This is a genomic window from Dickeya sp. Secpp 1600 (assembly GCF_003049805.1).
GTDB classification, from domain to species: domain Bacteria; phylum Pseudomonadota; class Gammaproteobacteria; order Enterobacterales; family Enterobacteriaceae; genus Dickeya; species Dickeya fangzhongdai.
On the sequence record NZ_CP023484.1, the window covers coordinates 4,341,597 to 4,356,776 of the forward strand.

The following is a 15,180-nucleotide window of genomic DNA, read 5'->3' on the forward strand; positions in this document are numbered from 1 at the left end:
TTATTCGCGGATGCCGCTGGCGGCGAGGGTTCCGCGCGGCAGGGCGCCAGCCGTGAAGTGTGGTAGACCAGACCAGCGGCGAGTCACGCAGCGGCGCGGAAAAAATAGGGCATCCGCTTTCTGCATTATCGGGCTTGTCCATCGGCTCCTGTGAACCCGCGTCCTGCGCGTTGATAGCGGCATGTCGGCCGCGGGCACCGCCGATTACGGATTGATCACCGTTTTAAACACCATCTCGCCGCCTTTCACCTCGTTGATCACCGCCGGACGAATGGCGTCGCCGTCTTTCAGGGTCAGGGTGCCGGTGATGCCGGTGAAGTTGCTGGTGGCGCGGATCGCCTTGTTGACGCAAACGCGATCGTGCGGATCGCTACAGGTGTTCATGGCGTTGACGATCATCTTGTAGGCATCCGCCGTCATCGCTCCCCAGGTGTGGGTCGGTTCCTTGTATTTGGCGGTCCAGGCTTTGATGAACTTTTCCCCTTCCGGCGTCTGCTCTTTGGCGTTCGGCGAGTAGTAGTCGGTGGTCATCCACCCTTCCACCGCGTCCTGTCCCATTTTGAAGAACACCGGGTCCGCCGCCAGACCATCGCCGCCGACCACCGGCACCTTCAGCCCGAGCTGTTTGGCCTGCACCGCGATCAGCGCGCCTTCGGTGTAGTAAATCGGCATATAGATCACGTCCACATTGTGAGATTTGATGGTGGAGAGCTGGGCTTTGAAATCCTTACTGCCGCCGGGCGCCTGTACTTCAATCGGAATGGTGCCGCCGTTTTTCAGGAACTGGGTGCGGAACGATTTGGCCAGCCCGACCGAATAGTCATTACTGCTATCGAACATGATGGCGGCTTTCTTCGCTTTCAGATCGCGCGTCGCCAGGTTGGCGCCCACTACGCCCTGAAAACTGTCGGAGAAGCAGACGCGGCTGACGTACTCTTTGCCTTTGGTCACCCGGTCGTTGGTGGCGGTCGGCGAGACGATCGGCGTTTTGGTATCTTCCGCCATCTTGGTCATCGCCATAGTATTGGTGGAGGTTACCTCGCCGATCACCGCGTCCACCTTATCGCTGGACACCAGTCGCTGCATGGCGTTGGCCGCTTCCACTTTGTCGCTCTTGTCGTCAATCACCACCAGCTTGATGGTGTCGCCATTCTTCAGTTTGGTTTCGATACCGTTAATCAGCTCCAGTCCTTTCAGGGACGGCTGACCGTAACCGCTCAATGCACCGCTCAGGGGCAATACCACGCCAATCTTGATGTCATCCGCCCACGCCCCCACTGAAGCCAGTGAAGACGATACGGCTACCGCTGCGACAGTAAATCTGAAAAATTTGTTCTTCATGATCGCCTCTTCAAAAATAAACATCACATTTCAGCTATGAAATGACGCTGTATACAGGGTGATAAAAAGAAGATCTGTGTGACAGGATATCCAGGCTGTTCACCGGGGAAGAGGCAGCAATAAATATGCCAAATACACAAAAATAATTAATGTATTAATAATCAAAACGTAAAAGAAAAAGATATGAATAATTTCCAGCTCAGCTGATTAACCGTTAACGCTCATGCACCAATTCGTCACCGCCATGCTTTTTATTAGTGCGAAAACGGCGTAATTTTTCACAGATAAATCAACCAATAGCAAAACATGCCATATTGGTGCTCATGTATTTCCCCATAAATGTATTATTCTCTGTTTATCCTTTTTCGGCCTGCCGGTTTCAGCGATTATTTCTGGAATAATTTCGTTTTCGTCGTTTTATTCTGAGTTGTTTTATTCTGAATGGAATACGCTCAGGTTAAATAAATAAACGTTTTTAACAATGACGCAACGCGCCAGGCCAGCCATCACGATGCAGGGGAATAGCGCTGGACAAATACTGTATGCATATACATAATTTACTGCATTATTTCATTTATCCATCTGACTACACGCCATGACCCTTTCACCACCGCGTCAGGGATTCGTATTGACCCGCCACTGGCAGGACACGCCAGCCGGGGTTCAGGTCGAATGCTGGCTGGCGACCGATAACGGCCCCTGCCGGGTCAGGCTATCGCCGCAGCAGGCCGTGGTGTTTGTGCCGATGCGGCATCAGGCACAGATTACCCAGCTACTGAGCGGTGAAAGGAACTGGCAACTGCGGCCGCTGGCGCTGAAAAACTTCCACCACGAACCGCAACTCGGGCTCTACTGCCTGCAATATCGCCAATTGCTGCGTCTGGAAAAGAAACTGCAGGAAGCGGGGATTCCGGTGTACGAGGCGGATATCCGCCCGCCGGAACGGTTTCTGATGGAGCGCTTTATTACCGCCCCGGTCTGGTTCAGCGGCGAAGAAAGCGCCGATGGTTTGATCGACCAGGTCAGGCTGAAGCCGGCGCCCGACTATCGCCCGCCGCTGAAAACCGTGTCGCTGGATATCGAAACCAGCCGTCACGGCGAGCTGTACTGCATCGGTCTGGAAGGCTGCGGCCAGCGTCAGGTATTTATGCTGGGGCCGGAGAACGGCAACGTCGACGATGCCGGCGATCTGACGCTGGAATACGTCGCCAGCCGCCCGCAACTGCTGGAAAAACTCAACCAGTGGCTGCAAACCCACGACCCGGATGTGATCATCGGCTGGAATCTGGTGCAGTTTGACCTGCGGGTGCTGCAACAGCACGCCGAGCGCTACCGCATTCCGCTACGGTTCGGGCGCGGCGGCCAGGAGCTGGAATGGCGCGAACACGGCTACCGGCAAGGGCACTTCTTCGCCGGCGCGCCGGGCCGGCTGATCGTGGACGGTATCGAAGCGCTAAAATCCGCCACCTGGAACTTTGCCTCGTTCAGCCTGGAATTTGTTTCCCAATCGCTGCTGGGCGAAGGCAAGGCCAGCGACAATCCCTATCAGCGGCTGGAAGAGATTGAACAACGCTTTCAGCAAGACAAGCCCGCGCTGGCGCGCTACAACCTGAAAGACTGCGAACTGGTAACGCGCATTTTCGAGAAAACCCATCTGATGCCTTTTCTGCTGGAGCGCGCCAGCGTGACCGGGCTGGCGGCGGACCGCAGCGGCGGTTCAGTGGCGGCGTTTACCCACCTGTACCTGCCGCGTATGCACCGGGCCGGGTTTGTGGCGCCCAATCTCGGCGAAGTGCCGCCGGAAGCCAGCCCCGGCGGCTACGTGATGGATTCCCGCCCCGGTCTGTACGATTCGGTGCTGGTGCTGGACTACAAAAGCCTGTATCCCTCGATCATCCGCACTTTTCTGATCGACCCGGTCGGTCTGGTAACCGGTTTACAGCAGCCGGATGAGCAACATGCGGTGGAAGGCTTTCGCGGCGCCTGGTTCTCCCGCCGGCACCATTGTCTGCCCGCCATCGTGGAAGGCATCTGGCATGAGCGCGACCTCGCCAAGCAGGAAAACAACAAACCGTTGTCGCAGGCGCTGAAAATCATCATGAATGCATTTTACGGCGTGCTGGGATCCAGCGGCTGCCGCTTTTTCGATCCGCGTCTCGCCTCCTCCATCACCCTGCGCGGCCATGAGATCATGCGCCAGACTCGCTCTCTGATTGAAGCCAAAGGCTATCAGGTGATTTACGGCGATACCGACTCTACCTTCGTCTGGCTTAAGCGCGCTCACCGCGAAGATGAGGCGGATGCTATCGGCCGTGAACTGGTGGCCTATATCAACGACTGGTGGCAACAGCACCTCCACCAGCAGCACGGGCTGAACAGCGCGCTGGAGATGGAGTACGAAACCCATTTTCACCGTTTTCTGATGCCCACCATCCGCGGCGCCGAACTGGGCAGCAAAAAACGCTACGCCGGCATGACCATTACCGGGCAAGGCGAGCAGATGGTGTTCAAAGGGCTGGAAACGGTGCGTTCCGACTGGACGCCGCTGGCGCAGCAATTCCAGCAACAACTTTACCAGCGCATCTTCCACCACGAACCGTATCAGGAATGGGTGCGGGAGTACGTGGCGAAGACGCTGAACGGCGAACACGACGACCTGCTGGTGTACCGCAAACGTCTGCGTCACAAACTGAGCGACTACCAGCGCAACGTGCCGCCGCAGGTTCGCGCCGCCAGAATGGCCGACGACTACAACCGCCAGCATGACCGGCCGTTGCAATACCAAAGCGGCGGCTGGATAAGCTACGTCATCACGGTGAATGGTCCGGAACCGCTGGAGAATCGCCGCTCGCCGTTGGATTACAGTCACTACGTGGAAAAGCAGTTACAACCGGTGGCCGATGCGATACTGCCTTTCATTCACGATGATTTTGCTACACTGATTACCGGACAGATGGGGCTATTTTAACAATCCGATGGTGCCTGACAGGTGACGAACAGGCTACCATCCAGTACCATAGCGCCCTTTCAAAAATATCAGGCGTGAGTCCACGTCTGTCTGTTAGACAGCGGTCAATTAAATATACCCTAAATAATTCGGGTTGCAGGAAGGCGGCGACGCAGCGAATCCCCGGAAGCTTACTCAAGTAAGTGACCGGGATGAGCCAAGGAAGCCAACGCACCTGCAACTTGAAGTATGACGGTTATAACCGGAATACCCGGGGCGTTCCCCACACCCGCATCACAGGCTGTGCCCGACATCACCACTGTCGCGCAGGGCGGGTCAGGTATTGCCGGACGCAGGGGTCGGCGGCCCTCTGTTCAGACATTCTCCGACAACGACGAGTATCGAGCTTAGAATTTATGCCTTTTACACTTGGTCAACGCTGGATCAGCGATACAGAAAGCGATTTAGGATTGGGTACGGTAGTGGCGATGGATGCCCGCATGGTCACTCTGCTGTTTCCGGCCAGTGGCGAAAACCGTCTCTATTCAAGAAATGACGCCCCCATTACCCGTGTCATGTTCAATCCCGGCGATACCGTCACCAGCCACGAAAGCTGGCAGTTACGGGTGGAGGACGTGCGTGACGAGAATGGTCTGCGCACCTATATCGGCCAGCGGCTGGACACCGATGAACCCGCCGAACTGCGGGAAGTGTTCCTCGACAGCAAGCTGACGTTCAATAAGCCGCAGGATCGGCTGTTCGCCGGTCAAATCGACCGAATGGATCGCTTTGCGCTGCGTTACCGCGCGCACCGTCACCAGCTCGAACAGGCGTTGCAGCCGTGGGGCGGACTGCGCGGCATGCGCGCCAGCCTGATTCCGCACCAGTTGCACATCGCCCGCGAAGTGGGCCAGCGCCATGCGCCGCGCGTGCTGTTGGCGGACGAAGTGGGGCTGGGCAAAACCATTGAAGCCGGCATGATTATCCACCAGCAGTTGCTGGCGGGCCGGGCGGAACGCGTGCTGATCGTGGTGCCGGAAACATTACAGCATCAGTGGCTGGTGGAGATGCTGCGCCGCTTCAACCTGCTGTTCTCGCTGTTCGACGACGAGCGCTACGCCGAAGCCCGCCTTGACAGCGACAACCCGTTTGAAACCGAGCAGTTGATCATCTGTTCGCTGGATTTTGTACGCCGCAACCCGTCCCGTTTCGAACAACTGCTGGACGCCGACTGGGACCTGCTGGTGGTGGACGAAGCGCACCATTTGGTATGGAGCGAAGCCGCGCCCAGCGCCGGATACAAGGCGGTCGAGCGTCTGGCGCGCGCCATCCCCGCGGTGCTGTTGCTGACCGCGACGCCGGAACAATTGGGTCAGGAGAGCCACTTTGCCCGTCTGCGGCTGCTCGATCCGAACCGTTTCCATGACTACCACGAGTTTATCGCCGAACAACAGCAATACCGCCCGGTGGCCGACGCGGTCACCCTGTTGCTGAGCGGCAACAGCATCAACGACAGCGATCGCAACGCGCTCGGCGACATGCTGGGCGAGCAGGATATCGAGCCGCTGCTGAAGTCCATCGCCAGCGGCAGCGACGACAGCGCCGCGGCGCGTCAGGAACTGATCACCATGCTGATGGACCGCCACGGCACCAGCCGCGTGCTGTTCCGCAACACCCGTCAGGGGGTGAAAGGCTTCCCGAAACGCGAACTGCATCAGATCAAGCTGCCGTTGCCGACGCAGTACCAGACGGCGATCCGCGTGTCCGGCATCATGAATGCCCGCAAATCCGCTGAAGATTGCGCGCGCGACATGCTCTATCCGGAGCAGATCTATCAGCAATTTGAAGACGACAACGCCACCTGGTGGAGTTTCGATCCGCGCGTCGAATGGATGCTGGATTTTCTGACCAGCCACCGCGACGAGAAGGTGCTGGTGATCTGCGCCAAAGCAGCCACCGCGCCGCAGCTGGAGCAGGTGCTGCGCACCCGCGAAGCCATCCGCGCCGCGGTGTTCCACGAAGGGCTGTCGATTCTGGAGCGCGACCGCGCCGCTGCGTACTTCGCTTCCGAAGAGGAAGGCGCGCAGGTGCTGATCTGTTCCGAGATCGGTTCCGAAGGCCGCAACTTCCAGTTCGCCAGTCACCTGATCATGTTTGATCTGCCATTCAACCCGGATCTGCTGGAACAGCGCATCGGTCGACTGGATCGTATCGGCCAGAGCCGCGATATCCAGATTCTGGTGCCCTATCTGGAAAACACCGCTCAGGCGCTGCTGGTACGCTGGTACCACGAAGGGCTGGATGCGTTCGAGCACACCTGCCCGACCGGCCGCTCGATTTACGACAGCCACTACGAGCAATTAATCAACCTGCTCGCCAAACCGTCCGAACAGACGGGGCTGGACGAGTTCATCCACACCTGTCGCCAGCAGCATGACGCGCTGAAGACCCAACTGGAACAAGGCCGCGACCGCCTGCTGGAGATGCATTCCAACGGCGGCGAACAAGCGCAGGCGCTGGCCGAAGCGATCGCCGAGCAGGATAACGACGTCAATCTGGTGAATTTCGCCCTCAACCTGTTCGACATCATCGGTATTCATCAGGACGACCGCAGCGATAACCTGATCGTGCTAACGCCGTCCGATCATATGCTGGTGCCGGATTTCCCCGGCCTGCCGCAGGACGGTTGCACCATCACCTTCGACCGCGATCAGGCGCTGTCCCGCGAGGACGCGCAGTTCGTCAGTTGGGAACACCCGCTGATCCGCAACGGTCTGGATCTGATCCTGTCCGGCGACACCGGCAGTTGCGCCGTGTCGCTGCTGAAAAACAAGGCGCTGCCGGTCGGCACCCTGCTGGCGGAACTGGTATACGTGGTGGAAGCGCAGGCGCCGAAGAAATTGCAGTTGACTCGCTTCCTGCCGCCAACGCCGATTCGCGTGCTGCTGGACCGCAAAGGCACCAATCTGGCGGCGCAGGTGGAATTCGAGAGCTTCAACCGCCAACTGAGTTCGGTCAATCGCCACACTTCCAGCAAACTGGTGAATGCGGTGCAGGACGATGTGCATGACATGCTGCAGAAAGCCCAACCGTTGGTGGAAGCGCAGGCGCAAGCGCTGATCGCCGAAGCGCAGCGCAACGCCGAAACGCAGCTGCGCCGCGAACAGGAGCGGCTGGAAGCGCTCAAGGCGGTCAACCCGAACATCCGTGACGACGAACTGGAGGCGCTGGCAGAACAGCGCGAACAGGTGCTGCTCAACCTGCAGCAGGCCAACTGGCGTCTGGATGCCATCCGTCTGGTGGTGGTGGCGCACCAGTAAGCCCCATCGGTTGTCTATATACTTCGCGGCAAGATCTTCTTGCCGCGATGCCGGAGCCATTCATGGAACCCTACAACCCGCCCCGCGATCCCTGGCTGCACATCCTGTATCAGGATCAGCACATCATGGTGGTGAACAAACCCAGCGGATTGCTCTCCGTTCCCGGCCGCGCCGAGGAACACAAGGACAGCATCATGACCCGCATTCAGGCCGACTTTCCCGCAGCCGAATCCGTCCATCGTCTGGACATGGCAACCAGCGGCGTGATGGTGGTGGCGCTGACCAAAGCGGCGGAACGGGAATTGAAACGCCAGTTCCGCGAACGGGAACCGAAGAAATCCTACATCGCCCGCGTCTGGGGCCATCTGGCGTCGGATGACGGGCTGGTGGATTTGCCGCTGATTTGCGACTGGCCGAACCGCCCAAAACAAAAAGTCTGTTTTGAACAGGGTAAACCCGCTCAGACCGGTTATGCCGTGTTATCACGGGACGGCGACGGCACCACCCGCGTGAAGCTGATGCCGATCACCGGCCGCTCACACCAGTTACGCGTCCACATGCTGGCGCTGGGCCACCCGATTCTCGGCGACGGCTTCTACGCCCACCCGCAGGCAAAATCCATGGCGCCCCGCTTGCTGCTGCACGCGCAGGAACTGGCGATCACCCATCCGGCTTTTAACACGCCGATGCATTTTCGCTGCGAAGCGGATTTCTAGCGCACGTGCCCGGGCGCTAAATCGGGTTCACAGAAAACGACGATTCCTGCCAAACAAGTGCTAACAGGAGACGGTCAGAGGACAAAGGGAAGAGGATCAGCGGGAAAACTTGTTGATTTTGAGAAACTCATAGGCGGCCTGAATATCCTGCGCTTTGCGCTTGGCCATTTCAATCATGCGCGGCGACAGGCCCTTGCCCATCATCTTATCGGGGTGGTGTTCGCTCATTAGTTTACGGTAAGCCCGTTTCACCGTGGCGGCGTCATCGCTGCTGCGCACTCCCAGCGTGCGGCAGGCGCTCTCAACCGTCGGCCCGTGCGACGACACAGGCGGCCGCTGGCCGTAAGACTGTCCGCCATACGACTGGTTTCGCCGCTGGTAAGATTTGTTGCCCTGACGCGATGACTGATTGCTGTTTTGTCGGGACTGATAATTACTGTTCTGCCGCGACTGATGGCTGCCCTGTCGTGATTGATAATTGTTGCCCTGCCGCGACTGGTAACCGCTGCTGTTGTTCTGTTTTGATGACTGGTGGTTGCCGCGTTCCATATTACGCATAAACAACTCGAACTGTTCGCGGGTCACGCCCAGTTCATCGGCGAACAGATACAGCAACCGCCGCTCGCTAGGGTGCAGCGCGCCGTCCACAAACGCCACCTGCAGCTGAATCTCCAGAAACATCCGGATCAAATCAAAGCGGCCGATACAGGCGTCACGCAGTTTGCGCAGTTTGCCGCGTACCGGAAACTGGCTGGCTTTGCCTTCGCGAAACGCCTGTTGCGCGGCATTGCGCGCCTCGCCATGCAGTTCCAGCCGGTCCATCATGGTGGTGGCGATACGGATATCGGACTCCGTCACCCGGCCTTTCGACTTGGCCAGATGCCCCATCGCCTGAAAGGTTGTCAGACAAAACAGCGCCTGGCGGGTGGCTTGCGCGGAAAAAAAGTCGCGCTGACGGGATGCACGGGCTCTGTCAAGCAAATGACCCAACAACAGTCCGATTATCAACCCGCCGACACCGGCGCTGGACGCAATCCCCAGCGCTAGCCCCAGCAACTTTCCCCAATACCGCATATACTCCTCAAATCCCCATGCCGTCGGCCAAAAATTGCTTTATCATACCCGTCATTTATCTTTGCTCCTAACGGCAACGCATAGAAAATGGCGGGGATTTTGCACTGGCGCCACGCCGGTGGCTGATATAGTCTCTGACCGTTTGCCGGCATGATGCCCTTGATGACGGAACACCAGATACCGCGTATGAAAAAAAGTTTTCCAACCCTGCTGGCCTCATTAATTTGGTCGGCGCTGTACAGCCAGCACGCGCTGGCCGATCTCGCCTCTCAGTGTATGTCGGGCGTCCCCGTATATAATCGTCCGCTGGTTAATGGCGACACCAGCCAGTTGCCGGTGCACATCAAAGCCGATCAGTCACAGGCTAATTACCCGGATAGCGCCGTTTTTACGGGTAACGTCAACGTCGAGCAGGGCAACCGCGTGCTCACCGCCGATCAGGTACAGCTGCATCAGAAGCCGCAGCCCGGTCAGGCCGACCCTATCCGCACCGTCACCGCCATCGGCAACGTGCATTACGATGACAACCAGGTCATCCTGAAAGGTCCGCGAGCCTGGTCCAATCTCAACACCAAAGATACCGACGTGGAAAACGGCGACTATCTGATGGTGGGCCGTCAGGGGCGCGGCGATGCCGACAAGATGAAGCAGCGTGAAAATAACCGTTACACTATTCTGGATAACGGCTCGTTTACATCCTGTTTGCCCGGTGATGATAGCTGGAGTGTAGTCGGTTCGGAAGTGATCCAGGACCGGCAGGAAGAAGTGGCTGAAATCTGGAACGCCCGCTTCCACATCGCCGGCGTACCCGTGTTCTACAGCCCTTACATGCAACTGCCTATCGGCGATAAGCGCCGTTCCGGTTTCCTGATCCCCAATGCCAAATACGGTAACCGTAATGGCTTTGAACTGATCACCCCTTACTACTGGAACATCGCCCCCAACTACGATGCCACCATCACGCCGCATGTGCAGACCAACCGCGGCATTCAGTGGCAGAACGAGTTCCGTAATCTGTCCCGCTTCGGTTTCAGCGTGGTCGAATTCGACTGGCTGCAAAACGACAGACAGTATAAAAGCGATGTGCTGTCTGGAAAGTCAGGCTACGCGGCTGATGATAATTACAACCGTTGGCTGTTCCACTGGATGCACAGCGGCGTTGTCGATCAGGTCTGGCGTATCAACGTCGACTACACCAAGGTCAGCGATCAGAACTATTTCACCGACCTGGACTCGGTCTACGGTAACACCACCGACGGTTACGCCACCCAGAAGTTCAGCCTGGGTTACGCCACCCGCAACTGGGACGCCACGCTGTCGACCCGCCAGTATCAGATCTTCAGCAACCTGGCTAATCGGGACGTGTACCGTGCCATGCCGCAGTTGGATATCAACTTTGCCAAGAATGATATCGGCCCCTTCGATTTATACCTTTACGGTCAGGCGGCGAAATTTACCAACGTCAACCCGAACATGCCGGACGCCACGCGGCTCCACATTGAGCCGACGCTGTCGTTGCCGCTTTCCAACGGCTGGGCCAGCCTGAATACCGAAACCAAGCTGATGGCCACCCACTATCAGCAGGAAAATCTGGATACTTATAGAAACAACCCCAATAATTCAGCAGAGCAACGATTAGAATCGCAACGACTGAAAGACAACGTCAACCGTGTGATGCCGCAGTTCAAAACCGACGGCAAGATGGTGTTTGAACGCAACATGGATTGGGCCAAAGGCTACACCCAAACGCTGGAGCCGCGGGCGCAATACCTGTATGTGCCATACCGCGACCAGTCTACGATCCGCGCTTATGACTCCACGCTGCTGCAGGCGGATTACGCCGGCCTGTTCCGCGATCGCACCTTCAGCGGTCTGGATCGCATCGCGTCCGCCAATCAGGTCTCGACCGGCGTCACCACCCGTTTGTACGACAGCACGCTGGAAGAACGTTTCAACGCCTCGCTGGGGCAGATTTATTACTTTGAACGTCCGCGTACCGGGACTGCGTCCACCATTGACCAGAACGATGACCGCGGCAGCCTGAGCTGGGCGGGGGACTCTTACTGGAAGTTCGCCGACAACTGGGGTATCCGGGGCGGCGCGCAGTATGACCAACGCCTGAAAGATTTCACGCTCGGCGACGCCGTGCTGGAATACCGTGGCGGCGGCGAACGTATGTTCCAGTTGAACTACCGTTTCGCCAGCTCGAAATATATTCAGGCTATGTTGCCGACCGTGACCAACCCTGGCTTCCAGCAAGGCATTTCCCAGATTGGCGCCACCGCCAGTTGGCCGTTGACGGATCGCTGGGCTATCGTGGGCGCTTACTACTACGATACCAAGGCCAACCAACCGGCCGACCAGTTGCTGGGCCTGCAATACAATACCTGCTGCTGGGCGGTGAACGTCGGCTATGAGCGCAAAATCACCAAGTGGGATAGCAACACCAATCAAAGCGTTTACGACAACAAGATTGGCTTCAGCTTTGAACTGCGCGGCCTGAGCAGCAATTACGGTCTGGGTACGGAAAAAATGCTGAAAAACGGTATTTTGCCTTACCAGCGCGCGTTCTGATGAGGTAACGCCGGGAACTCTGGCGGCAATAAACGTCTAATGACCGGTAGCGATTAAACATTTAACCCGCCCTGGCGGATAAAATTAACGGGAAAGGTATGAAGAACTGGAGAGCGCTTGTTCTGGGGCTGGCACTGAGTGCCAACATGGCGTTTGCGGCGCCGCAGGAGGTCAACAAGATCGCCGCGGTCGTCGACAACAGTGTGGTTCTGGAAAGCGATATCAATAGCCTGCTGCAGTCCGTCAAGCTGAACGCGCAAGAAGCCGGTCAACAGTTGCCGGACGACGCCACGCTCCGTCACCAGATTCTGGAGCGCTTGATCATGGATAACATCATCCTGCAGATGGCGCAGAAGATGGGCGTTCAGGTAACCGACGAGCAACTGGATCGTTCCATCGCCAACATCGCCGCGCAGAACCGCATGAGCGTGGACCAGTTGCGTAGCCGTCTGGCGGCCGAAGGCGTCAGCTTTGATACCTACCGCAACCAGATTCGCAAAGACATGGTCATTGCCGAAGTGCGCAACAGCGAAGTGCGCCGTCGCGTCACCGTGCTGCCGCAGGAAGTGGATTCGCTGGCCCAGCAGATTGCCAGCCAGGGAGCGAGCGGCCCCGAGGTTAACCTGAGCCAGATTCTGATCCCGCTGCCGGAAAACCCGACGCAGGATCAGGTCGACAAAGCGGAAAGCCTGGCTAACCGTCTGGTGAAAGAAGCCTCGCAGGGCGCCGACTTCGGCAAACTGGCCATCACCTACTCCGCCGATCCACAGGCGCTGAAAGGCGGACAAATGGGCTGGGGCCGTCCGCAGGAATTGCCGTCGCTGTTCGCCGAACGTCTGACCAATCCGCAGAAAGGCCAGGTTATCGGGCCGATCCGCTCCGGCGTCGGTTTCCATATTCTGCGCGTCAACGACACCCGCGGCGGCGATCAGTCCGTATCGGTGACCGAAGTACACGCCCGTCATATTCTGCTGCGTACCTCGGTAGTAATGAACGATGCGCAGGCCAGAGCCAGACTGGAAGACATCGCAAGCCAGATCAAAAGCGGCAAGTTAAGCTTTGCCAACGCCGCCAAACAGCTGTCGCAGGATCCGGGCACCGCCAATCAGGGCGGCGATCTGGGCTGGTCATCGCCGGACATGTATGACCCCTCATTCCGTGACGCGTTGACCCAATTGAAGAAAGGCGAAATCAGCGCGCCGGTGCATTCCTCCTTCGGCTGGCATCTGATTCAGTTGCTGGATACCCGTCAGGTGGACAAGACCGACGCCGCCCAGAAAGATCGCGCCTATCGCATGCTGTTTAACCGTAAATTCGCCGAGGAAGCGCAAACCTGGATGCAGGAAAAACGCGCCGCGGCTTACGTGAAAATCCTGAATGGGCAGAACTGATGCCGACTGAAGCGCTGGTGCAGCGAGTAGTGATCACCCCCGGCGAACCCGCCGGGATTGGTCCTGACCTGGTGGTGGCGCTGGCCCAGCAAAACTGGCCGGTGGAACTGGTGGTGTGCGCTGACGCAGAGCTGCTGTTGAGCCGCGCGCTGGCGCTGAAACTGCCGCTGACGTTACGTGAATACCAGCCGCACCAGAGTGCGCAGGCGCAGGCCGCCGGGACGCTGACGCTGCTGCCGGTCGCCGCCGACGCCACCGTGGTGCCGGGGCAACTGAACGTGGCGAACAGCCGCTATGTGCTGGACACGCTGACCCGCGCCTGCGACGGTTGCCTGAACGGCGACTTCGCCGCACTGATCACCGGGCCGGTGCACAAAGGCATCATCAACGAGTCAGGGATTCCGTTTTCCGGCCACACCGAGTTTTTTGCCGAGCGCAGCCACTGCCGGCGTGTGGTGATGATGCTGGCGACCGAGGAGCTGCGCGTCGCGCTGGCGACCACGCATCTGCCGTTGAAAGACGTCGCGGACGCCATCACCCGCGACAGCCTGCATGAAGTGATCACCATTCTGCATCAGGACTTGCAGCGCAAGTTCGGCCTCGCCCAACCGGTCATCTACGTCTGCGGCCTGAATCCGCACGCCGGCGAAGGCGGCCACATGGGACGTGAAGAACTGGATGTCATTATTCCGGCGCTGGATGAACTGCGTCAGTCCGGTATCCAGTTGGTCGGCCCGCTGCCGGCCGACACCTTGTTCCAACCCAAGTATCTCGAACACGCCGACGCCGTACTGGCGATGTATCACGATCAGGGCCTGCCGGTGCTGAAATATCAGGGCTTCGGCCGGGCCGTCAACATCACGCTGGGGCTGCCGTTTATCCGTACTTCCGTCGACCACGGCACCGCACTGGAGCTTGCCGCCAGCGGTCAGGCCGATCCGGGCAGCTTCCGCACCGCATTAAATCTCGCTATCCACATGATTGCTAACCGTAATGAATAATCGCGTCCATCAAGGCCACTTCGCCCGTAAGCGTTTCGGCCAAAATTTTCTCAACGATCAGTTTGTGATCGACAGTATTGTTTCCGCCATCCACCCGCAGCCGGGTCAGGCAATGGTGGAAATCGGCCCCGGTCTGGGGGCGCTCACCATTCCGGTCGGCGAGCGTATCGACCGCTTTACCGTGGTGGAACTGGACCGCGATCTGGCCGCCCGGCTGGAGGTTCACCCGACGCTCAGGGACAAGCTGACCATCATCCAGCAGGATGCGATGACGGTGGATTTCGCCGCGCTGGCACAACAGGCGGGACAACCGCTGCGGGTTTTTGGTAACCTGCCGTATAATATTTCGACACCGCTGATGTTCCACCTGTTCGGCTATACTCAGGCTATTCGCGACATGCACTTCATGTTGCAGAAAGAGGTGGTAAACCGGCTGGTGGCGGGGCCGGACAGCAAGGCTTATGGCCGTATAAGCGTGATGGCGCAGTACTATTGTCAGGTGATTCCGGTGCTTGAAGTGCCGCCGACGGCTTTCAAACCGGCCCCGAAAGTGGATTCCGCAGTGGTTCGTCTGGTGCCGCATACCACGTCGCCTTATCCGGTGGTGGATACCCGTATGTTGAGCCGGATTACCACGGAAGCCTTTAATCAGCGACGTAAAACGCTGCGCAACAGTCTGGGCAACTTGTTCACGCCGGAGCAATTGACCGCGCTGGAAGTGGACCCGAACGCCCGGGCGGAAAACGTCACTATTGCGCAATACTGCCGTCTGGCCGAATGGCTGACCGCGCACCCCACATCGCAGGAATAAGCTGG

Annotated in this window: 9 protein-coding genes; 7 read left to right on the forward strand and 2 right to left on the reverse strand. The window is 58.3% G+C overall.

The window, feature by feature from the left end:
* Window positions 1–204: 204 nt before the first annotated feature.
* Window positions 205–1,341 (reverse strand): ABC transporter substrate-binding protein, encoded by a 1,137-nt coding sequence (locus CPA59_RS19345; RefSeq protein WP_038669270.1) that lies wholly within the window; start codon window positions 1,339–1,341, stop codon window positions 205–207.
* Window positions 1,342–1,936: 595 nt separating this feature from the next.
* On the opposite strand from CPA59_RS19345, the gene CPA59_RS19350 reads away from it, so the two are divergent.
* From CPA59_RS19350 to rluA, 3 genes are all read left to right on the forward strand, one after another.
* A complete protein-coding gene (locus tag CPA59_RS19350; RefSeq protein ID WP_107760475.1) occupies window positions 1,937–4,309 on the forward strand; it encodes a DNA polymerase II in 2,373 nt (790 codons plus the stop codon).
* A 395-nt stretch (window positions 4,310–4,704) separates the two neighbouring features.
* Window positions 4,705–7,608 carry an RNA polymerase-associated protein RapA gene (gene rapA / locus CPA59_RS19360; protein ID WP_107760477.1) on the forward strand — a complete coding sequence of 968 codons (2,904 nt, stop codon included), beginning with the start codon at window positions 4,705–4,707 and terminating at the stop codon, window positions 7,606–7,608.
* Window positions 7,609–7,670: 62 nt separating this feature from the next.
* Complete coding sequence (gene rluA / locus CPA59_RS19365; protein WP_100850165.1) at window positions 7,671–8,324, forward strand: bifunctional tRNA pseudouridine(32) synthase/23S rRNA pseudouridine(746) synthase RluA; 654 nt, start codon at window positions 7,671–7,673, stop codon at window positions 8,322–8,324.
* Window positions 8,325–8,420: 96 nt separating this feature from the next.
* Here rluA and djlA read toward each other — a convergent pair whose 3' ends face one another.
* Window positions 8,421–9,398 carry a co-chaperone DjlA gene (gene djlA / locus CPA59_RS19370; protein WP_038665599.1) on the reverse strand — a complete coding sequence of 326 codons (978 nt, stop codon included), beginning with the start codon at window positions 9,396–9,398 and terminating at the stop codon, window positions 8,421–8,423.
* 150 nt (window positions 9,399–9,548) lie between these two features.
* On the opposite strand from djlA, the gene lptD reads away from it, so the two are divergent.
* From lptD to rsmA, 4 genes are all read left to right on the forward strand, one after another.
* Window positions 9,549–11,972 (forward strand): LPS assembly protein LptD, encoded by a 2,424-nt coding sequence (gene lptD / locus CPA59_RS19375; protein WP_082170982.1) that lies wholly within the window; start codon window positions 9,549–9,551, stop codon window positions 11,970–11,972.
* A 98-nt stretch (window positions 11,973–12,070) separates the two neighbouring features.
* Complete coding sequence (gene surA / locus CPA59_RS19380; protein WP_039693216.1) at window positions 12,071–13,363, forward strand: peptidylprolyl isomerase SurA; 1,293 nt, start codon at window positions 12,071–12,073, stop codon at window positions 13,361–13,363.
* Window positions 13,363–14,364 (forward strand): 4-hydroxythreonine-4-phosphate dehydrogenase PdxA, encoded by a 1,002-nt coding sequence (pdxA, locus tag CPA59_RS19385; protein WP_100850166.1) that lies wholly within the window; start codon window positions 13,363–13,365, stop codon window positions 14,362–14,364. Before surA ends, pdxA begins: the two co-directional genes overlap by 1 nt.
* Window positions 14,357–15,175, forward strand: a complete 819-nt coding sequence (gene rsmA, locus CPA59_RS19390) for a 16S rRNA (adenine(1518)-N(6)/adenine(1519)-N(6))-dimethyltransferase RsmA (RefSeq protein WP_107760479.1) — start codon at window positions 14,357–14,359, stop codon at window positions 15,173–15,175. Before pdxA ends, rsmA begins: the two co-directional genes overlap by 8 nt.
* The last annotated feature ends 5 nt before the right edge of the window (window positions 15,176–15,180 follow it).